The following is a 21,068-nucleotide window of genomic DNA, read 5'->3' as shown; positions in this document are numbered from 1 at the left end:
TTTTGTTGTTAGGAATTTACTATAACGTTAAAACTTGTTGAAAACTTTTGTTACATGTCCCTGCATTTGAATTGCATGCATAATTCCTTTATAATAATCAGAAGAATTTACTCCAGTTCTCAAGATTATAAAATCAGTTTCTTTCGGAATTTCTTTTACACTGATATTTAAGGTATAAGTTCCTTTTGTAATCATTTCGGTAAGAGAATCTTGACCTTGTATAAATGTTCTTTCACCATTTATTGATGTGGCATATACATATGATCTTACAATACCATTATCTTGCCCGTTTAGAATTCCCCAACTATTAAAAGCACTATTTTTTGTTTTAATCAACATAAGCCAGAACATATCTGTTTTTGCAATTTCATTTTCGATTTTGATTTTAATTTTTGCGGTGTAAACTTCATTTTTACTATTGTATTCATATTTTAGTTTAGAAAGATCAGCGTATTGGCTATTCAGCTCGCCATCTAGTAGATCGCCGGTGAAAATATAAAGTTTCGGAGCTTCATAATTAACCTCTGTTTGAGAATATGCATTGAGTGAAAATCCAAGAAGTGTTGCCAAAATTATTTTTTTCATGGTATTAAATTTTAGCTAAAGTTCGCATTATTCTCAATCTTAAAAAATAACCCTTTAGTAGTATTTTTCAATAGAAATTAGAATTTTATGAACAGAGATTTTTTCTAAAATACATGATATATGAAAAAAACCTCCCGATTCGGAAGGTTTTTCTGTTTTATCTAAACTGAAAATCACTTATTCAAGATTCTCTTTCGGAAGTTCTGGTGCCGGAGTATTGGTGATATTAATGCTTGTCGGAGTTACTAGTGGAATTCCCTGCTCATCGAGGCTGCTTTTTATCTTCATTAAAATATCACTTTTTACGTGTCCTAAATTTTCTCCGACTTTCATCCAGAATTTCACCTGTAAATTGAAAACTCCCTGTTTTAAGCTTGTGAAAATCACTTCTACTTTATCCTGTTTATCAATGTATTCCTGACTGAGAATTACATGATTGATGCTTTCCTGTGCTTTCACAATATCTTCATCCGCAGGAATTTCAAAATCTAAAATAATTCTTCTCTGAGGCGATGCCGTGATGTTATAAAATGGGGCATTGAAAATAACCTGATTTGGGATGTAAGCTTTCTTTCCATCGTCTGTAATCAGTTTTGTAGTTAAAAAACCAATATCCTGCACCGTTCCTGAATGATTTCCGATGGTTATGTAGTCTCCAACTTTAAAGGCTTTGTCAATTCCAATCAACATTCCCGAAAAGATACTTGAAACCAAATCTTTTAAAGCAACCCCGGCAATAACCCCTGCAACCCCCAAACTTCCGATAAACTTCCAGAGAAAACCACTGAAGCCCATGATTTCAAGAGCGATGAAAGTTCCCATCAGGATGATGATAAATCTGAAAACATTGATTACCGTAATGACAGATCCTTCATTTTTACTTTTAGGAAAAAGTTTGTGCATTATTTTTACCGCAAGTTTACTGAGGTATTTGCTTGTCATTAAGAAGAAGGTGAAAACAAGAATTCCTACAACCAGCTTTGGGGTGAGCTTAGCAAAGGTGATATACCAATTTTGTAAAACTTTATAAACGGTATCTACATAGCTTAATCCATATTCCATAAAAAAAAATTTTTTCAAAATTATAAATAAATTCCTTAGCAAAAATTTTGCCAGTCATAAAAAGTCTATTAAATTTGTAGACTAATAAAAACAAAATAGTATGTCGATCAAACTAGGAGATACCGCACCCAACTTTCAGGCAGATTCTACTGCAGGAAATATAGATTTTTACGAATATCTTGGAGATTCTTGGGGTATTTTATTTTCCCATCCTGCAGATTATACTCCGGTTTGTACTACTGAATTGGGGTACACGGCAAAACTGAAATCAGATTTTGAGAAAAGAGATACCAAAGTAATTGCCCTTAGCGTTGATGGAGTAGAAGATCACAAAAACTGGATCAAAGATATCAACGAAACTCAAAATACAGATGTGCAGTTTCCCATCATTGCAGACAAAGACAGAAAAGTCTCTGAGGTATATGATTTTATCCATCCTAATGCTTCACTTACAGCGACGGTTCGCTCTTTATTAATTATTGATCCGGCTAAAAAAGTAAGATTGATCATCACTTATCCGGCTTCAACGGGCAGAAACTTCAATGAAATTATGAGGGTTTTAGACTCATTACAGTTGGTAGATTCTCATAAAATTGCAACGCCTGCAAATTGGGAGATTGGTGATGATGTTATTGTTCCTCCTTCGATTACAACCGAAGATGCGAAAAATATTTTCCCTCTAGGGGTGAAAGAAATTAAACCGTATCTCCGTTATACTCCTCAACCCAATCAATAAAATAGGCTTAGATTTTTTATTTATTATATATAGTTTAGTTTTAATTTGAAAAAGCGGCTCGAAAATTTTTTCGAGCCGCTTTTGTATGTTGTATGAAACAGGTATTATTTCAAATCGTTAGCAACAGCTTTTGCTTTGGAGGTCGGTAAATAGATACTGAAACCTACGTTAAAGCTGATTTGAGATGTCAATCCTTCATTTCCAAAACCTGTAACGCCATTGTATTTTACTAAACCTTCAACACCGATGTTTGGAGTAATGAAGTAAGAATAACCAGGACCTACACCGAAGTCTAAACCTGTTGTAGAAATACCGTTTTCAACATTAAAACCACCAACACCTAAGTTACCTTCAAGGAAAAATCTACCGTGATTTAATAGGTTATCAATCCCTTTTTCGCCTGGTGAAACATAATAACGACCTAAAGCTCCAACACCGTAGTCAAACTGTGTTGATGCTCCTGCACCCGGCTTAGAGAATCCTAAAGTAACATAACCTCCTAATGCAACGTTATCTTTAATAAAATATGCTGCTCTAGGTTGAAGTTTGATGTCGTATCCTGCTCCGGTATTTAGTCCAAAGTTGCTTGATAATAAGCTACTACCCACCATCCAGTTTCCTTCTTGTATTTGTGCATTTGCTGTAGCTGTCAATCCTGCAACAGCTAATATTCCTGTAAAAATTAGCTTTTTCATAATTTTAATAAGTTTATGTTAATTATTTGATATGGTGTTAAATTCAATAAATGTGCCACAACACTTCTAAATGCTTATTTTTAGGAATATTTTGAATGAAATGATGGTGAGTAAATAATAAAAAATTAACTAAAATTAGTATAAATCTTTAATCTATATAAATAGTAAAATAATCGATACTACCAGACCTGCAATCGCAAATTTTACTCCTCGTTTAAAAGGTTTGCTTCTTGTGTTAAACATCCAGAAACTAGAGATCACAAAGAAGAACAGGCAGATTCCGAAAAATGCGTTTAGGGGTGATAGTGTGTCTGCTGATTTTGCTTTGTGAAGTTTAGTCATTTTGTCTATTACGAAAGGCATTTCTTTCTTAGAATATTTTGCTTGTCCTGTCAATAAATTGTATGTTCCGTCTTTGAATAATAGGATATTGTTTTCCGTCTTTGTTATTTCAAGATTCTTCATTTTAAGCTCTTTTCCAAGTTCTTTCTCAGAAAGATTTTTGGCGATTACTTTATTGTACATTTTTTCCTTTTTCAGGAAATCGGTGTCTCTGTAAATCAAAAGGACTCCACTCACAGCATATATTGCCATAATTCCCGCCATAAAAAAGCCTAAATAGCGGTGAGTGATTCTCATGAAACTTCTTGTATCTTTGATTTTATCCATAAGTTTTTTGTTTTTAAATTTCAAAATGGAAGCTGCAAAAATGCAGCTTCCACTTAGAAGAAAGAAATTATTGGTATTATAAAATCTTAAAGTTTATATGTTAATGTGAAATAATAGTTTCTTGGTGTGATGGGGTTCACGGAGTAGTTTTCGTGTACGTTGTAGTTTTCGGTATCAAATAGATTGCCTACTCTTCCTTGTATTGAGAATTTGTTCCACTCGTAGCCTACAGAAAGTGCAACTGTGGTATAATCTTTAATTTCAAAACTTCTGCTTACTCCGTTTCTTGCCACTAAACTAGTAGCACTTCCTGTTTTGGTGTCATTCCATCCCGCTAATCGGTCACCAATATAGTATGCAGATGCTCCAATTTTTAATCCTTTTACTCCTTGAGTGAATGTGTAGAAAATTGATGCATTAGCTGTAGTTGCTGGTGTTCTTACTAATCTTTGGTTTTCTACATATCCTACTTTTTCTGGAGTGTCTAGATACACAGAATTGTTATAAGAAATACCTGCGATTATAGATAAGTTAGCCATAGGATTTCCTGTGATGTCTAGTTCTACACCACGACTTCTCATTTTACCTACAAATTCTCTTAGGTTTCTTGGGTCTGTAGAAGCTGCATTAGTTGCCGGATCAATAAATGCAGAATAGTAATCTCTGTATAAAATTTGGTATACAGAAAGATTGACAGCAACTGCATTACCCCAAATATTTTTCTTTGCTCCCACTTCATATTGGTCTACAAGAGAAGGCCTCAGTGACTCGAATGTGAAAGCATCTACTCCTGTGTTTGCTGCAAATGAATTGGTGTAGGTTGCAAAAACTGAGAGGTTATCGTTTGGTACGTAGATTAATCCCAGTTTTGGAGATATTGCCATATCTGAAGTTTCAGAATTTGGTACTACACTTTTGCTTTGTGCCACTGTTCCTGTAGGGAATGTAGTTTTTAATGAAGGCATATTCTCAATGTATGACCAGCGAATACCTGCCAAAACTTTGAATTCTTTAGTTAAACTTACCAAATCCTGCGCATAAGCTCCAACTCTTCTTGTTGTGGTTCTGGTGTTGGTATTTAATGTAGATTCTGGCATTGCTAAACTTCCATTATCCCACGTACTTGGATCATCTAAAAATAATATATTTTTTGGCGCGTTGATTAAGTTATAAGCATAAGCGTCAGATTGAGAATAATCTGCATCTGCTCCTACAAGAACTTTGTGGTTGATTGTTCCTGTATTAAATTCTCCATTTATATTTACCTGTGCAGAACCATAGTTTTGCTCATTGTAAGTTTTGTTGAATGGTGTTGTCCAAGATAATCGGTTAGAGGTTGGTGCTGCGTATGTCCAGCTTGTTCTTTCTGTTGAAAAATAATCTTTTGTGTAATTTTGGTATGAAGCAATAGCATTAAGTGTCCATTTATTGCTCAATTGATGATTAAATGTAACAGTAGTTGAAGCTTGCTGTACATTTTGATATTGCCAGTCTGTTCCTAAAAACACATGTTTATCAATTCCTGTATTTAATGCATAGCTTTTGTCTTTGTTTTCTATAGCCCCAATTCCAAAATCTGGAGTGAAATCATTTTTAAGATAATCTGCTTCAACAATCAACTGAGATTTGCTCCCCAAATTGAATAAAAATGAAGGATTGAAATAAAATTTTTCTGATTTTACCACATCTCTGAAACTTTCAGCGTTTTCGTAAGCTCCATTTACTCTAAAAGCGATATTTTTAGATAAAGGACCATAAACGTCTATAGTTGGTTTGTAAGAATTCCAGCTTCCTGCGTTCATTGCAACACTTCCTCCAAAATCAAACTTTGGTTTTTTAGTAATCATATTGATGACTCCTCCTGCAGCTGTATTTCCATATAGCATCGCATTAGCGCCTTTCAGAACTTCTACTCTTTCTAAGCCGCTTACTTCTGGGAAAACTCCGCTATTGATTCTTCCTCCGTTTTTAAAAATATTGTCATTTCCTAAAATGAAACCACGACCTCCGAAACTGTCTTGAGAGTTTCCTCTTGAAGAAGTTACATACATTCCGTTTACATTCTGAAGAACGTCGCTCAACTGTTTTGCTTGCTGCTGCTCAATGATTTCGTGAGTAACAATCGCAATGGGTTGAGGAGTTTCCATTACCGTAAGATTTGATTTGGTAGATAATGGAGTTGCTTTGTTTGGATTTCCTGTTTTGTGCAGATTTACATCTTCAATAGTTTGTATTCTGATGGTGTCAGATTCAGAATTTTTCATCTGTGCGCTTACAGATGTTACTACCGCGATAAGACCTAAGGAGATAATCCTTCTTTTCATAGTTTAGATTTTTGGAATAGAATTATGATTTCGCAAAAGTAAATTATTTACTTATTACTATTTAGAATTATTAAAAATAAATCGGTGATTTTTGTCATGTGGTATCACATTTGAGAATTTATTGGTCATTAAATGTATTCAGTTAAACGTTTTTTATAAATATATTTGTTTAAAATTTTTAAATATGCAATTGGTAAAAGTGGGTCTTTGCGCCTTTGGAATGAGCGGGAAAGTTTTTCATGCTCCGTTTTTGAAAGAACATCCGGGATTTTTTATGTCTGCAATTGTGGAAAGATCAAAAGACGAATCAAAAGAGAAATATCCCGATGCTGTAATTTGTCGTTCGGTTCAAGAGATGCTTCAGAATGCTGATATTGATGTGGTCGTGGTCAATACACCTGTGCAGACTCATTTTGAGTACAGCAAGATGGCGTTGGAGGCCGGTAAAAATGTTATTGTTGAAAAACCTTTTACCGTCAACATTGCAGAAGCGGAAGAGTTGGTGAAACTGGCTGAATCAAAAAATCTTTTTTTAAGTGTCTATCAGAACAGAAGATTTGATCGTGATTATCTTCAGGTACAAAAAGTGATTTCTGAAGGAAAACTAGGAAATATCAAAGAAGTTGAAATCCGGTTTGACAGATTCAGAACTGAACCAAGTGCAAAAGAACATAAAGAAAATCCTGAATTAAGTGGTTCCGGATCTGTTCATGATTTAGGTTCACATCTTGTCGATCAGGCAACGCAGTTTTTTGGTTTTCCTGAAAAGCTTTTTGCAGATGTGTTTTCCATGAAAGGAGAGGAGTTTGCCAATGATTATTTTGAAATTTTGCTTTATTATAAAGACACAGTACGAGTAAGATTAAAATCTTCAGTTTTCACCAAAGAGGAACATTTTGCCTATAAAATTCACGGTGACAAAGGAAGTTTTCTACAAGAAAGAACAGATGATCAGGAAAATGAATTGGTAGCGGGAGTAATTCCAGCCTATGGTGAAGACTGGTTACAACCCCTTAAAGAATCTGATGGAATTCTTAATTTTCTCGATGAAAATTCAGAGTCAAAAAGGATTTTAACCACAAGCCAACCCGGAAATTACATGAATTATTATCAGCAAATCTATGAGCACATTGTTTTCGGATATGCTTTGCCATCTTTGGGAAATGAAGTTATTCAGAATATGAAGATCATCGAAGCTGCATTGGAAAGCTCTAAAAAAGGAAAGGTTTTAGATTTACATTAAACAAAGAAAATCATGAAAAAAAGAAGTTCAAGTTTTACAGTGATCGGTCTTTTGTTCGTCATTATTGGCATTACCCTAATGGATGACAACAGATTTTTAAGATATGGTTTCCTTCTCTTAGGAATGGCGTTTCTTTCTTACAGTATTTTTTCAATGATCAAAAAAAGTTAGATATCGAATATCTAACTTTTTTTAATCATTAATTTAAGTTCAAATTATTAGGCTGCATTATTCAAAAAAATCCAAAACAGCTTTATTGAATTTTTCTGAAATCTTAGAAGGAGCTTCATGGTCAGTCCCTTTAAAAATCAGTATTTTGCTATTTGGAATTTTATCGGCTATTAATTTTGTGTGTTTTTCCGGCATTACATCATGTTCTCCAGCCATTACTAATGTCGGCGCCTTTATTTTCTTTAAAGAGTCAGGATTGATGTTAGGCTCTGTAAGCAGCAGAATCTTAAGACGGTAGTTCATATCGTTTTCAGAGACTCCGTTTTTCTTCATTTCTTTTACCTGTTCATTCAGGATTTTATTGATGTCAGGAAAAACTGAAGTCTCATTATTGTAGAGTACAGTTCCCATGATTGCCATTTTTTTTACTTTATCGGGATGTTCCATTCCTAAAATAACGGCAATATTTCCTCCATCGCTCCATCCTAAAATATTGACGTTTTTAAGATTCATTTTATCTAAAAAAGTATTCACATCATCTGCCATAAGCTCATAAGTCAGTTTCTTATTATCCGAAGTTGACCTTCCCTGACCACGACTGTCTAAGCCAATGACCATATATTTTTTACTCAGAGCATCAATTTGTCGATCAAAACTAGCCATCGATGCATTGTTTCCATGAATCAGTAAAAGTGGTTCTCCTTGACCATAAACTTCATAGTAAAGTTTAACGCCATTTACATCCATGAACTTTCCTGCTTTTTTGTTATTTCCAATAGTTGATGTTGTATTAACGTTAGAATTATCAACGAACAGCGATTTTTTTCCTGAAAAATATTTGTCATTCGTAAGAGATAATTTTGTATCCTTATCAATGTTTTGTGATTGCCAGGGTGCCAATGAAATATCTTCAAAACCAGCATTTCTTAAAGGAATTTCTATTTTATTCTTTCCATCCTGTATAAATAATTTAAAATCATCAACATGATAACTTCCAGATCCGGCGACAGTGATTCCTACAGCTATATATTTTGCTTTTTTATCTATCTTTCCGTTCAGCTGATAAGAGCTCCATTCTCCTTGTTTGTAATATGCTCCGGCATCATCATTATATATTGTGTTTTTTATTCCTGTACCTTTTTCATCAAGAAAAAGTGCAGATAAAACAACCCATGAATTATTTTTAATTTCGTCATTATAAAAGATTTTTCCTTCAAGAAAGAAGTTCTTTCCCTGATGTTTTTCAATTTCAACGGGCTGGCAGACCATGAAGTATTGTCCGTAAATTTTTGAACAAATCATAAATGTGAGAAAGAAAAATAGTTTAAAGCTAATGTTCATCATTAAGATTGTAATTTATAAATAAATATTTGTAGATTAATTAGTTATATTATTCCCAAAAATAGGAATAATATTTAAACTGAAAAACTTTTAGTTACATTACCTTTGCATAAACTGAAAATAATCTCATCCAGATTTTGATCAAAAAAAACTGCTCATCTCTGAACAGCTTTTTTATATTTAAATTTTCTAGTCCTGAAGCTCCAGCCATCTCATCTCGTGGTTTTCAAGCTTTTCAGAAAGGCTTTCTAGTTCAGCAGAAAGTTTTGAGATCTTCTCGTAATCGGCTTCATTATTCAGTTGCTCCAAAATCGCTGACCTTTTTGCTTCAAATTCAGGAATTTCCTTTTCAATCGTTTCCAGTTCGCGTTGTTCTTTAAAAGATAATTTCTTTTTTGGAACTTGAATTTTTGAAACTTCTGCAACAACTGGTTTTTCAATCACTTTCTCAACTACAGTTTTTGTTTTCTTATCTTCATTCTTTTGGTTTCCATCTTCCAGCTTTTTATTTTCTCTGTATTCTGAAAAGTTTCCGATAAAATCTTTTATTTTTCCTTCGCCTTCGAACGCTAAGATGTGGTCAACAATTCTATCCATGAAATATCTATCGTGAGAAACGATAATCAAACTTCCCTGAAAATTTAAAAGGAAATTTTCCAAAACCGTCAAAGTCGGAAGGTCAAGGTCATTTGTAGGTTCATCAAAAATCAAAAAGTTTGGATTTTGATAGAGGATATACATCAAATGTAATCTTCGTTTTTCACCACCTGAAAGTTTAGAAATAGGAGAATACTGCGTTTGGTCATCAAATAAGAATAATCTCAAAAATTGTGATGCGGTAATCGTTCTTCCGTTGGCCAACGGAAAGTTTTCTGAAATATCTTTAATGAAATCAATTACTCTTTCTTCCTCTTTATACTTTAGCCCTTTCTGAGAAAAGTATCCGAATTTGATGGTTTCTCCGGTTTCAATTTCCCCGGAATCTTTCGGTTCAAAACCCTGAATGATATTCAGTAAAGTAGATTTTCCTGCACCATTTTTCCCGACGATTCCTACTTTCTCACCACGTTGAAATGAATAACTGAAATCTTTCAGCAATAACTTATCACCATAGCTTTTAGAAATATCCTTAAGTTCCAGAATTTTGTTCCCTAATCTTTTCATTTCAAAATCAAGCTCCAAAGATTCTTTTCGGGTATCTGTTTTTGCTATTTTTTCAGTTTCGTAAAAATCATCCTGTCTGGATTTTGATTTTGTAGTTCTTGCTTTCGGCTGTCTTCGCATCCACTCCAACTCCTTTCTGTAAAGGTTATTGGCTTTGTCGATGGTTGCATTCATGTTATCTTCACGAATCATCTTGTTTTCGAGATAAGTTGCGTATGCACCATTGTGGAAATATAAATTTTGGTCTTCCATCTCCCAAATAATTCCGCAGACAGCATCTAGGAAGTATCGATCGTGTGTTACCAAAAGAAGGGTGATTTTCGCTTTATTTAAGTAACTTTCCAGCCACTCTACCATTTCCACATCGAGGTGGTTGGTAGGTTCATCCATAATCAAAAGGGTATGACGGTGCTCGGCTCTTGTCTCGGTTAAAAGTTTCGCCAAAGCAACACGTTTGATCTGTCCACCGGAAAGCATTCCCATTTTAGCGGTCAGATCAGTGATTTTAAGCTGTGAAAGAATCTGGCTCATCTCATTTTCCAAGTCCCAGGCTTTGTGAATTTCCATTTCCGCAAGAGCTGTTTCCATCTCATCCGGATTTCCCGAAAGCAAAGCATGATGGTATTTTTTTAAAGCTAAAATCGGAGCCGAATCTAAAGTCATCATAAATTCCTCAATCGTCAGATCAGATTCAAAATCAATTTCCTGATCAAACAAAACCACCTGAATATCTTTATTAATGATTATCGAGCCGCTATCTGCGATTTCTTTACCCATCAAAATTTTCAACAAAGTTGATTTTCCACTCCCATTTTTGGCAACAATAGCAATTTTGTCGCCCTCATTGATATTGAAAGAAATATTTTTAAAAAGGGTTTTGATCCCGTAAGATTTTGTAAGATTCTCAGCCGCAACGTAATTCATTGATATCCAAATTTTGTGGTGCAAAAATACAAAATATTAGAGCTTTAAAGCTTAATATATCATCGTAAACTTTTTTAATGTAGATTTGAGAAACTAAACTATATTTTAAAACTATGATACAAATTAATTTTCTGGCAATACTTTTTGCCGCTTTAATCCCTCTGATCATGGGATTTGTCTGGTATAACCCAAAAGTTTTTGGTAAGGCATGGATGAGAGAATCCGGCTTGACGGAAGAGAAAATGAAAGGTGCAAACATGGGAATGGTATTTATTGTTTCAATCATTTTATCTGTTCTTATTGGATTTTTTCTGCAGATGGTAACCATTCATCAGTTTGGCGCTATGGGAATGATTGGTGGCGATGAAAATTTGGCAAAACCTTCGTATGCCGCATTTATGCATGATTACGGAACCGCTTTCAGGTCATTTGGTCATGGTGCTTTGCATTCTTTTATGACTGGAGTTTTCTTTGTGTTTCCTTTGATCGCGGTCAACGCAATGTTTGAGAGAAAATCGTGGAAATATATTTTTATTAATACGGGGTATTGGACGATTACCATTACCGTAATGGGCGGTATTATATGCGGTTGGTATGCGATTGATGGATTTAATCTTGTGACACCAAAATAAGAATTTGAAATCTAAAATATAGGCTACATTTGTAGCCTTTTTTATGTCTTATACTTTTAAAAAATACAGAGCTTCATCAGAAATTCCTGAAAATTGGAATCATGTGATCGGACAGCATAACATTATGCTGTCGCAGGAATACTTTAAGACTTTAGAAACTTCATGTCCCGAAAATATGAAGTGTTTTTACATTGGTTTTTTTAATGATAATGAATTAATTGGTGGAGCATTACTTCAATACCTAAATTTTATCGGGCATAAAACGTTTCAGAAAAACGAAACTTTCTGTAATGTGAAAAATCTTGTTGCGAGGAGATTCAGTAAAAATGTGATGATTTTGGGAAATAACATGCTGACCGGGCAAAACGGATTTTATTTCGATGTTTCAAAAATTACCATTGAAAAAGTCATACCGCTTCTGGACGAAGCAGTTCATGAAATGCAAAGACAAGAAGGGAAGACCTCGCTAATTATTTACAAAGATTATCAAGAAAGTTTTATTAAATATTTTCAAGGCAAAAATCATCAATCATTTTATAAGTTTTCTGTGCAGCCGAATATGATTTTAAGATTGCAAAAAAACTGGCTGACTTTTGATAATTACCTGAATGCATTTTCTACAAAATACCGAACCAGAGCCAAATCTGCAAAGAAAAAAATTGTTGGTATTGAAAAATTTGAAATGAATCTTCACGACATAAAGATTCATCAGAAACAAATGAATATACTGTACCAAAATGTCGCAGAAAATGCCCCTTTCAATACATTTTTTCTTAGTGAAAATCATTTTGAAAGCATGAAAGAATCTCTAAAAGAAAATTTCAAAGTTTTTGGGTATTATTTAAATGAAAATTTGATTGGTTTCTATACCTTAATTCTCAATCATCGTGATATTGATACATATTTTCTAGGTTACGACAGAGAGTTGCAAAAAGAGAAACAAATTTATCTGAATATGCTTCTAGATATGGTAGCATTTGGAATCAACGAAAAATTTAATCGAATTATTTTCGGCAGAACCGCTCTTGAAATCAAATCAACAATCGGTGCGGAGCCTGTAGAAATTTTTGGACTTATTAAGCATAATAATTTGCTCATCAATAGATTTATTCAAAATATTTTTAAGTCTGTAAATCCCACAGTTGAATGGATTCAGAGAAAGCCTTTTAAGTGATTTAACAAGTGGGGTTCACTTTGTTGTGATTATTTAACTATAGCTTCTTTTAATTTAATAAGATTTTAAGAATGTTTTCATCTTAAATTAATGATTTTTGCATCAAACTTTTATTATGAAGAAACTCAATATTCTTATTCTGTTGTTTACAGCATTGTTTTCAAGTGCTCAGGTAATTTCAGGAACTGTTTTGTCTAAAGAAGAAAATACTCCGATTGCCTATGTGAAACTAGGTGTTGAAAAAGAAAGTGTGGGTATCATCAGTGACGAGAAAGGAAATTTTTCAATTGATCTTTCTAAAATAAATCCTTCTGCTAAAGTGAGGATCGATGTTGCGGGGTACGAAAGCTACACAGAAACAGTTCAGGATTTCGTAAAACAAAATGACAGGAAGATTTATCTAAAGGAAAAATTCAAAAATATTCAGGAAGTAAAAATCACACCAAAAAAACTCGTTGATAAAAATTGGGGAGTGAATACGAAAACGAAAAGTGTGATGTATTCTGTAAACCCGTCACTCGGAAAAGGAGATTTCCTGGGTGAAACCGCTTTAGAATTTAAAACCAGTAAAAAATCAAAGATTAAAAATATTAACCTGAATATCGCGAATATTACCGCAGACCGACCGATAATCATGCGTTATACCATCTATAAGGAAAAGCATGGTTTGCCCGGAGAGAGTATTTTGGATGAGGAAATTACAGTGGAGCTCACAAAAGATAAAATTGTAGATGACAGCTTTACTTTAGATGTCAATGAAAAAAATATATGGGTTCAGGGTAAATTTTTTGTAGGAATTCAGTTTTTGAAAGAGTTTGAAGGGAAACTTAACATCAGTGCTGCGCTTTTCAGAACAGGTTATCTGAGAAAATTTTATGGCGACTGGGAAAAAATGACCATTGCTGCACCGGCAATTAATATCGATGTGAAGGTCGATAAAAATGGGAAAAATGAAATTCAGGAAGAGAATAGTAATGATGGCAATTTGTCAAATCTTTTTTATGATGTAAGCAAATATCAAATGGAAGCCGAACAGTCGATTTATGGGAAAAATACATCTGCAGGCAAAGTTCTAAAACTAAAAGATGCAGATTTGTATTATGAAATCTATGGAGAAGGCGAGCCTTTGCTTTTACTCCACGGAAATTCAGGAAGTATCAGAGATTTTTATCAGCAGATTCCGGAACTTTCAAAACAGTTTAAAGTGATTGCTGTTGATACAAGAGCTCAGGGGAAAAGCATAGATAAAACGCAAAAGGATTTTAATTATAAAATTTTTGCAGATGATATGAAAGCTTTAATTGACGATTTAGGTTTGAAAAAAGTAAGTGTAGCTGGTTGGAGTGATGGTGGAAATACAGGACTTGAGTTTGCGTTGAAATATCCGGAAAATTTAAATAAATTAATGATCATCGGAGCAAACGCTTCAGTAGAAGGTGTGGACGACGAATTAATAAGCAAGTTCAGACTAAGCCTTAAAGCGATGCAGTATGAAAATAAATCAGAAAAATTCAACGAAATGAGGTTGCTGAAACTGATGTTGACAGAACCCAATATTTCAAAGAAGGATTTAAATAAAATTATCGCTGAAGTTATGGTGATTGCGGGAGAAAAAGATGTAATCAAACCTGAACATTCTGAACTGCTGGCAAAGCAAATTCCCAACGCCAAACTTGAAATTTATAAAGATGAAACACATATGATTCCGTTTGAAAATGCGGATCAGCTGAATAAAGATCTAATTGATTTTCTGAAAAATTAATTTAATCTAAAGTCAACCTTTTCAAAGACCAGACTCCGCCATTATAAATATTAAGATCAACTTTAGTGTTGATTCCGTAAACGATTCCCTTTTCACTAAACTGCCAAAAATCCCATTGATCATCAGGTGATGGAGTAGGGACATCGTTATAATTGGCCAGCCAGAGTGGGTAATCATCAAATTCACCTTTCAGAAAATCTTTGTAGTAATGATAATACGTGTAGATAATGGGTTTTTCACCATAGGTTTCTTCAATGATTTTGCACCAGATTTTAAGATCCTCGATTAGTTTTTTGTTTGATTTTCTTCTCGGAATTTTTTCAATATCTAAAATTGGCGGAAGATCACCGCTTTCCAGTTTTACGTTTTTAATAAAGTTATTTGCTTGAATTACAGGGTCTTCGTCAGCTCTGTAAAAATGATATGCACCGCGAATAAGTTTATTTTTCTGTGCCTGATGCCAAAATTCGTCAAAATGTTTGTCGGCATTGCGGTTTCCCATCGTTGCACGCATGATCACAAATTCCAACGGAATAGTTTTATTTCCGATGCTCAGACTGTCCCATTTGATATCTTCCCGATTCTGATAATGTGAAATATCAAAACCGTACGTTTTATCAAGATTATTGCTGAGAATTTTCTGGATTCTTATAGTTTCTTTTTCGTTGTTGTGAAGCTTTTTATGAGTGAATTTGTTAAAATATAAAGCATAATAGTAACTTATTGACTGCTTGAGATATAATCCCGTTCCTAACAACGCAATAATCAATATTCCCAAAAGGATTTTTCGTCGGAAAAAATAGTTCTTCCGACGGCTTCTATGCACTCTTTTGGCAGTTTTTTTGGTATACTTCTTAGGGCTCATAAAGTTTTGCAAAACTAACTTTTTAAGCCATAAAATACTACATAAAATTCAAGTAATTGAAAAAATAGGTAATGCTTTTTTTACAAAAGAAGATGCAGTAGAAATTGTTGTCAAGTGAAGGAATCTTTTGTCTCTTTTGAGTTTTAAATAGCTTTTACTAATAAATAAAATAAGTAAATTTGTATACTATGGAAACACGCGAAAAGATCATCATCATCGGAGGAGGTTTTGCGGGGCTGCAGCTAGCGAAAACGTTAAACAATAAAAATAAAAAAGTTATTGTTCTGGATAAGGTAAACCACCACATGTTTCAGCCGCTTTTTTATCAGGTTGCGTGTGGAAGGATAGAGCCTTCCAATATTTCATTTCCATTTCGTAAGATTTTTCAGGAATCCAGAAATACACAGTTTCGTCTTACGGATGTTAAAGAAATTATTCCTTCTCAAAATAAAGTCATCACCGACGGAGCCGAATTCACTTATGATAAACTGATTATTGCCACGGGTTGCAAAACCAATTTCTTTGGGAATAAAGATTTGGAGAGCAAAGCTTTCGGAATGAAAAATACCCAGGAAGCCATCGGAATCAGAAATCATGTTTTGATGACTTTCGAAAAATTAATTCTTGAAAAAAGCCGCAGCGACGACGGAAACTGGAATATTGTTATCGTAGGAAGCGGACCGACCGGAGTAGAATTAGCAGGAGCTTTTTCAGAAATGAAAAAAGATATTCTTCCTCGCGATTATCCTTACATGAATTTTGATAACCTAAAAATCATTTTGGTAAGTTCTACAGAAAAACCTTTAGCGGTGATGAGCCCCGAGGCACAAGAAAAATCTGAGAAATACCTGAAAGATCTTGGCGTTGAATTTATGAGCGGAGAAATTGTTACCGATTACGATGGTGACAAGGTCTATATGAAAAGCGGAAAAGAAATTCCATCCAACAATGTGATTTGGGCAGCCGGAGTTGTAGGGAACGTGATTGATGGTTTTCCGACAGAAAAGCTTATCAGAAACAGATATATTGTAGACCGTTTTAATAAAATTAAAGGATATGATAATATTTACGCAGTAGGTGATATCGCTTATATGGAAACTCCGAAATATCCGCAGGGACATCCTCAGGTCGCTAATGTTGCCATCAATCAGGCGAAAAATTTAGGGAAAAACTTTCTGAAGAAAAATGCTGGTGAATGGACGGAATATGAATACCAAGACCAGGGTTCATTAGCTACCATAGGAAAGCACAGAGCGGTTGTCGATTTGCCTTTTATAAAATTTCAGGGATTTTTAGCCTGGTATTTTTGGATGTTTTTACATTTAATGCTTATTTTGAGCGTTCGAAATAAACTGGCCATATTTTTTAACTGGATGTGGAGTTACTTTAACAAAGACTCTTCCTTACGCCTGATTATTTCGCCGAGTAAAAAAAATAACACGCAACAATGAGAATTGATATAATAAGCGTACTTCCAGAATTGATGGAAAGTCCGTTCAGAACTTCTATTTTGAAGAGAGCAGTTGATAAGGGTTTGGTAGAAGTGCATTTCCATCAGTTGAGAGACTGGTCCATCAACAAACATAGACAGATTGATGATGAGCCATACGGAGGCGGTGCAGGTATGGTCATGATGATTGAACCGCTGGATAAATGTATTTCTGAACTGAAATCTCAACGGGATTATGATGAAATTATCTACCTAACACCCGATGGTGAAACTTTAAATCAGAAAATTTCCAATTCTCTTTCTATAAAAAAGAATCTGATTTTCCTTTGTGGACATTACAAAGGGATTGATCAGAGAGTTCGTGATCTTCATATTACTAAAGAAATTTCAATTGGAGATTTTGTATTGACGGGTGGCGAGTTAGCTGCTTGTGTTTTGGCAGATTCTATTATACGTCTTGTTCCAGGAGTTTTGAATGATGAGCAGAGTGCATTGACTGATAGTTTTCAGGATGATCTTTTATCACCACCAATTTATACCAGACCAGAATCATACAAAGGGTTAGTTGTTCCAAAAATTCTTTTGAGTGGAAACTTTGCTAAAATTGAAGAATGGAGACATGATGAAGCAGTAAGAATTACACAGGAAAAGCGTCCGGATTTACTGCGTTAGTAGGGTGATTTTTTGTCCGTAAAATGAATGTGCAACCGTTTTCAAACGGTATTTTTTGTTGCTTACTGTAATTTTCAATGTAGATTTTCGTGAATGTATTGCCAATTTGGTTGAAATTTTGATGAATATAATTTCACAAACTTACGATTATGGTAAATTATCTGCCTTTTAGGTGGAAATTTAATTATGGAAAGTGCTTTAATACTAAAAAAAACAATAAATTTACATTCTGAAATTAAAATATCAAACTTGTCAATAGAAAAACTTGTAGATGGAATTGTTTGCTTTTTATAATGTAGAAAATTTATTTTTGCCAGATCCCCAACCCATTCATAGGTTAGATCCTAGCAAATCAGGATTGAGAAACTGGGATGAAAGAAAATACAGAGACAAGCTATTCAAAATTTCTCACGTCTTTCAATTGATGAAAGAAGAAACGGGTATTTTGCCTTGCATGATTGGACTTTCTGAAATTTCCGGAAGAAAGGTTTTGGAAGATCTTGTGGAAATGAGTCCTTTTAATTCACAATACGGAATCATACATTACAACTCAATGGATGAAAGAAAGGTAGATGTCGCCTTGCTTTACGATAAATCAAAAATTGAAGTCGTTGATTCTGAAGCGATAACATTCTTTTTTGAAATTTCAGATAATAATCCGGAAAACTATGATACTACACGAGATGTATTGTTTTCAAAGGTAAAATACAAGGATGAAATCATTAATGTTTTTGTTGCCCATCTACCTTCGAAACGTGAGAAAGATATCAATCAACCCAAACGCGAATATATTCTCAGTGAGATAAGAAACAGAATTCTTAAGATCGTCAATGTGGAAAAGGAAAATGTAATCTTATGCGGTGATTTTAATGAAAATCCTGATGATGAGAATTTGGTGAGAGTTCTTTTTGATGATAGTCAGCAGAAAGTTTTAGAAAATCCTTTTCAAGATCTTTACTCCACTAAGAATTATTCAGCCTTTCATTATAAATCGGGTCTTCTTTTTGACCAGATTATGCTGTCACGATCTTTTTTCGATAACAATCAGTCACTGTCATTTTATGATGCCAAGATTTTTAAACCGGAAAAGCTGCGAAGCAGAAATAAAATGTTTAATGAAAGACCTTTCAGAACCTATGCGGGAACCCGCTATCTGGGTGGTTACAGTGATCATTTCCCTGTATTTGTAGTATTAAAGAAATAAATGATAATATAAAAGTAATAATCAACGATGAAAAACTCAACCAGTACAAGCTATCACTTAGACCCTTTAGATAAAGAAATTATCTATATGCTGATGGATAAAGCCAAAAGCTCTTTAGCCTATATTTCAAAGCAGGTAGGAATATCAACTACTGCCGTACATCAAAGAATCAAAAAACTGGAACACGCAGGTGTTATAGAAAATTCTATATCATTTCTAAATCCCAGAAAAATAGGATATAAAGTGGTTTCATATATCGGAATGTTCCTCGACCAGCCAAGTCATTATCCTGATGTTGTAAAATCACTGAAAGAAGTCAACGAGGTGGTAGAAGCACATTATACCACAGGAAATTACACCATTTTTTTAAAAGTTTTATGCATAGACAATGACCATTTGATGCAGATCTTAAATAAACTTCAGAAAATGAAAGGTGTTACCAGAACGGAAACTTTTATATCGTTGGAGCAGGGTATCAACAGACAACTCAAAGTATAATGACAATGAATATTGCTCAATATTTAGATTCAACGTATTTAAAAACTCCTTCACAATCTGGTATTTCTGAAAAAGAAACTTTAATCATAGTTAGACAACTTGCGCAAGAAGCTATTGATAATGGCATTTTTGCAGTGATGATTCGGCCTGTGTATGTCGCTGAGATTAGAAAGTATATTCAGGAAAGAAATTCACCAGTTGTTTTAGGAACGGTGATTGGCTTTCATGAAGGAACATATTCTTTAAAAGAAAAATTGGCAGAAGCTTCAAAAGCAGTTGAAGAAGGTGCTGACGAACTCGATTTTGTGATTAATTATTCTGAATATCTGAAAGGAAATTTGGAGTACGTAAAAGAGGAGTTTCTAAAATGCACTCAATTATGTATTCAAAACCAAAAAGTTGCGAAATGGATTATTGAAACTGCAGCTTTAACAGATAATCAAATTGGTGATTTAACGAAGCATATCTCAGAATGGGCAGAAGAAAATTTTGCTGAAAATGATTTATCTAAAATATTCGTAAAATCTTCTACAGGGTTTTACGAAACAAAAGAAGGAAAGCCAAATGGAGCCACATTTGAAGGCATAAAAATTATGCTCGAAAATGCTGGAAAACTTCCGGTAAAAGCAGCAGGTGGAGTAAGAACTCCCGAAGATGCCGAAAAGATGATCAACCTTGGTGTCAAACGGATAGGAACTTCTTCGGCGCTAGCTTTAATTAAAAAGAAATCTTCTTCTGAATCTTATTAAAATAAAACAAACCCGTCAGATTTTGATGGGTTTGCTGTTTTAGAGAAATTCTGAAAAATTTATTTTAGTTCGTAGATCGACTCTCAACTTAATTTTATCTTCAGTTCTTGATAGATGTAAATGGTTTAATTTCACTTAACCTATTAAACCTGTGCCTGATATTCCTCGTAGAATCCCTGCGTTTCTTTAATCACTTCATCCATTTCCTCTAAAGAATAAACTTCCAAAAACTTTCTTCTGAAATCTTTAAAATGAGGAATCCCTCTGAAATAATTGCTGTAATGCTGTCTCATTTCGATTAATCCTAACTTCTCACCTTTCCATTCTGCACTCCATTCTGCGTGTTGGCGAACCGCTAAAAGTCGGTCTGAAATCGTAGGTGCATCAAGACATTCTCCGGTTGCAAAGAAATGTTTGATTTCATTAAAAATCCATGGATAACCAATGGCTGCACGACCGATCATAATTCCGTCACACGCATATTTATTTTTATATTCCAAAGCTTTTTCTGGCGAATCGATGTCACCGTTTCCAAAAATAGGAATTTCAATATTTGGGTTTTGCTTGATTCTTGAGATGTGCTCCCAGTCGGCTTCACCTTTGTACATTTGTCCGCGGGTTCTTGCGTGAATGGTCAACGCCTTAATTCCAGTTTCCTGAAGACGTTCGGCCACTTCATCAATATTGATAGAATTACTGTCCCATCCCAAACGGGTTTTTACGGTCACAGGAAGGCTTGTCGAACTCACCACAGCTTTCGTGAGACGAACCATCATATCAACATCTTTCAAAACTCCGGCGCCGGCACCTTTGCAAACCACTTTTTTTACCGGACAACCAAAATTGATGTCCACCAGATCAGGGTTTACGGTCTCCACAATTCTTGCAGACATTGCCATTGCTTCCTCGTCACCTCCAAAAATTTGAATTCCTACAGGTCTCTCATAATCGAAAATATCCAGCTTCTTTCTGCTCTTCATCGCATCACGAATCAAGCCTTCAGAAGAGATAAATTCTGAGTACATCATATCTGCACCATGCAATTTACACAGTCGTCTGTATGGCGGATCACTCACATCTTCCATTGGTGCAAGCAAAAGCGGAAATTCCGGCAGTTCTATGTTGCCTATTTTTATCATGCTGCAAAT

The 21,068-nt window shown here is 34.4% G+C and carries 20 protein-coding genes; 11 read left to right on the top strand and 9 right to left on the bottom strand.

What is annotated here, in order from left to right:
* Positions 1-27: 27 nt before the first annotated feature.
* Both AR685_RS13360 and AR685_RS13355 read right to left on the bottom strand, forming a co-directional pair.
* Entirely contained in the window at positions 28-585 is a 558-nt protein-coding gene (locus AR685_RS13360) for a hypothetical protein (RefSeq protein ID WP_059124876.1), read from the bottom strand.
* A gap of 177 nt (positions 586-762) precedes the next feature.
* Complete coding sequence (locus AR685_RS13355) at positions 763-1,647, bottom strand: mechanosensitive ion channel family protein (protein WP_059124875.1); 885 nt, start codon at positions 1,645-1,647, stop codon at positions 763-765.
* 100 nt (positions 1,648-1,747) lie between these two features.
* Between AR685_RS13355 and AR685_RS13350 the strand changes: the two genes are divergently transcribed.
* A complete protein-coding gene (locus AR685_RS13350; protein WP_059124874.1) occupies positions 1,748-2,383 on the top strand; it encodes a peroxiredoxin in 636 nt (211 codons plus the stop codon).
* Positions 2,384-2,487: 104 nt separating this feature from the next.
* Here the strand turns inward: AR685_RS13350 and AR685_RS13345 are convergent, their stop codons facing one another.
* The 3 genes from AR685_RS13345 to AR685_RS13335 all read right to left on the bottom strand — a co-directional run bounded on the left by AR685_RS13345 (position 2,488) and on the right by AR685_RS13335 (position 6,071).
* Entirely contained in the window at positions 2,488-3,078 is a 591-nt protein-coding gene (locus AR685_RS13345; protein ID WP_047444694.1) for a hypothetical protein, read from the bottom strand.
* Positions 3,079-3,231: 153 nt separating this feature from the next.
* Complete coding sequence (locus tag AR685_RS13340) at positions 3,232-3,747, bottom strand: hypothetical protein (protein ID WP_059124873.1); 516 nt, start codon at positions 3,745-3,747, stop codon at positions 3,232-3,234.
* An 86-nt stretch (positions 3,748-3,833) separates the two neighbouring features.
* Positions 3,834-6,071: a TonB-dependent siderophore receptor gene (locus tag AR685_RS13335; protein WP_059124872.1), complete on the bottom strand. Its 2,238-nt coding sequence runs from the start codon at positions 6,069-6,071 to the stop codon at positions 3,834-3,836.
* A gap of 184 nt (positions 6,072-6,255) precedes the next feature.
* Between AR685_RS13335 and AR685_RS13330 the strand changes: the two genes are divergently transcribed.
* Both AR685_RS13330 and AR685_RS18160 read left to right on the top strand, forming a co-directional pair.
* Positions 6,256-7,314, top strand: coding sequence for a Gfo/Idh/MocA family oxidoreductase (locus AR685_RS13330; protein WP_047444688.1), 1,059 nt, complete (start codon positions 6,256-6,258; stop codon positions 7,312-7,314).
* A gap of 12 nt (positions 7,315-7,326) precedes the next feature.
* Positions 7,327-7,485 carry a hypothetical protein gene (locus AR685_RS18160; protein WP_165592819.1) on the top strand — a complete coding sequence of 53 codons (159 nt, stop codon included), beginning with the start codon at positions 7,327-7,329 and terminating at the stop codon, positions 7,483-7,485.
* A gap of 57 nt (positions 7,486-7,542) precedes the next feature.
* On the opposite strand, the gene AR685_RS13325 is transcribed toward AR685_RS18160, so the two are convergent.
* Complete coding sequence (locus AR685_RS13325) at positions 7,543-8,787, bottom strand: alpha/beta fold hydrolase (RefSeq protein WP_059124871.1); 1,245 nt, start codon at positions 8,785-8,787, stop codon at positions 7,543-7,545.
* Positions 8,788-9,015: 228 nt separating this feature from the next.
* Entirely contained in the window at positions 9,016-10,914 is a 1,899-nt protein-coding gene (locus tag AR685_RS13320; protein ID WP_059124870.1) for an ABC-F family ATP-binding cassette domain-containing protein, read from the bottom strand.
* Between the two features lie 113 nt (positions 10,915-11,027).
* On the opposite strand from AR685_RS13320, the gene AR685_RS13315 reads away from it, so the two are divergent.
* The 3 genes from AR685_RS13315 (at position 11,028) to AR685_RS13305 (ending at position 14,482) form a co-directional block, all read left to right on the top strand.
* Positions 11,028-11,546, top strand: coding sequence for a DUF1761 domain-containing protein (locus AR685_RS13315; RefSeq protein ID WP_317040578.1), 519 nt, complete (start codon positions 11,028-11,030; stop codon positions 11,544-11,546).
* Positions 11,547-11,589: 43 nt separating this feature from the next.
* Positions 11,590-12,720, top strand: a complete 1,131-nt coding sequence (locus AR685_RS13310; RefSeq protein WP_059124869.1) for a hypothetical protein — start codon at positions 11,590-11,592, stop codon at positions 12,718-12,720.
* A gap of 115 nt (positions 12,721-12,835) precedes the next feature.
* Positions 12,836-14,482 (top strand): alpha/beta fold hydrolase, encoded by a 1,647-nt coding sequence (locus tag AR685_RS13305; protein WP_059124868.1) that lies wholly within the window; start codon positions 12,836-12,838, stop codon positions 14,480-14,482.
* A gap of 1 nt (position 14,483) precedes the next feature.
* On the opposite strand, the gene AR685_RS13300 is transcribed toward AR685_RS13305, so the two are convergent.
* A complete protein-coding gene (locus AR685_RS13300) occupies positions 14,484-15,347 on the bottom strand; it encodes a glycoside hydrolase family 25 protein (protein WP_082671938.1) in 864 nt (287 codons plus the stop codon).
* A 188-nt stretch (positions 15,348-15,535) separates the two neighbouring features.
* On the opposite strand from AR685_RS13300, the gene AR685_RS13295 reads away from it, so the two are divergent.
* The 5 genes from AR685_RS13295 (at position 15,536) to deoC (ending at position 19,920) form a co-directional block, all read left to right on the top strand.
* Positions 15,536-16,798, top strand: coding sequence for an NAD(P)/FAD-dependent oxidoreductase (locus AR685_RS13295; RefSeq protein ID WP_047444682.1), 1,263 nt, complete (start codon positions 15,536-15,538; stop codon positions 16,796-16,798).
* Positions 16,795-17,469, top strand: coding sequence for a tRNA (guanosine(37)-N1)-methyltransferase TrmD (gene trmD / locus AR685_RS13290; protein ID WP_047444679.1), 675 nt, complete (start codon positions 16,795-16,797; stop codon positions 17,467-17,469). The genes AR685_RS13295 and trmD overlap by 4 nt, the downstream gene beginning before the upstream one ends.
* Positions 17,470-17,740: 271 nt before the next feature.
* The gene (locus AR685_RS13285; RefSeq protein WP_059124867.1) at positions 17,741-18,673 is read left to right on the top strand and encodes an endonuclease; all 933 of its coding nucleotides are present in this window, start codon (positions 17,741-17,743) and stop codon (positions 18,671-18,673) included.
* A gap of 27 nt (positions 18,674-18,700) precedes the next feature.
* Positions 18,701-19,171 (top strand): Lrp/AsnC ligand binding domain-containing protein, encoded by a 471-nt coding sequence (locus AR685_RS13280; RefSeq protein ID WP_047444676.1) that lies wholly within the window; start codon positions 18,701-18,703, stop codon positions 19,169-19,171.
* Positions 19,172-19,176: 5 nt separating this feature from the next.
* The gene (gene deoC / locus AR685_RS13275; protein ID WP_059124934.1) at positions 19,177-19,920 is read left to right on the top strand and encodes a deoxyribose-phosphate aldolase; all 744 of its coding nucleotides are present in this window, start codon (positions 19,177-19,179) and stop codon (positions 19,918-19,920) included.
* Positions 19,921-20,063: 143 nt separating this feature from the next.
* On the opposite strand, the gene dusB is transcribed toward deoC, so the two are convergent.
* Positions 20,064-21,059, bottom strand: coding sequence for a tRNA dihydrouridine synthase DusB (dusB, locus tag AR685_RS13270; protein ID WP_047444674.1), 996 nt, complete (start codon positions 21,057-21,059; stop codon positions 20,064-20,066).
* Positions 21,060-21,068: the final 9 nt, after the last annotated feature.

The organism is Chryseobacterium sp. JAH (assembly GCF_001507335.1).
Lineage (GTDB): Bacteria > Bacteroidota > Bacteroidia > Flavobacteriales > Weeksellaceae > Chryseobacterium.
This window is presented reverse-complemented; position numbering and strand designations above follow the sequence as displayed.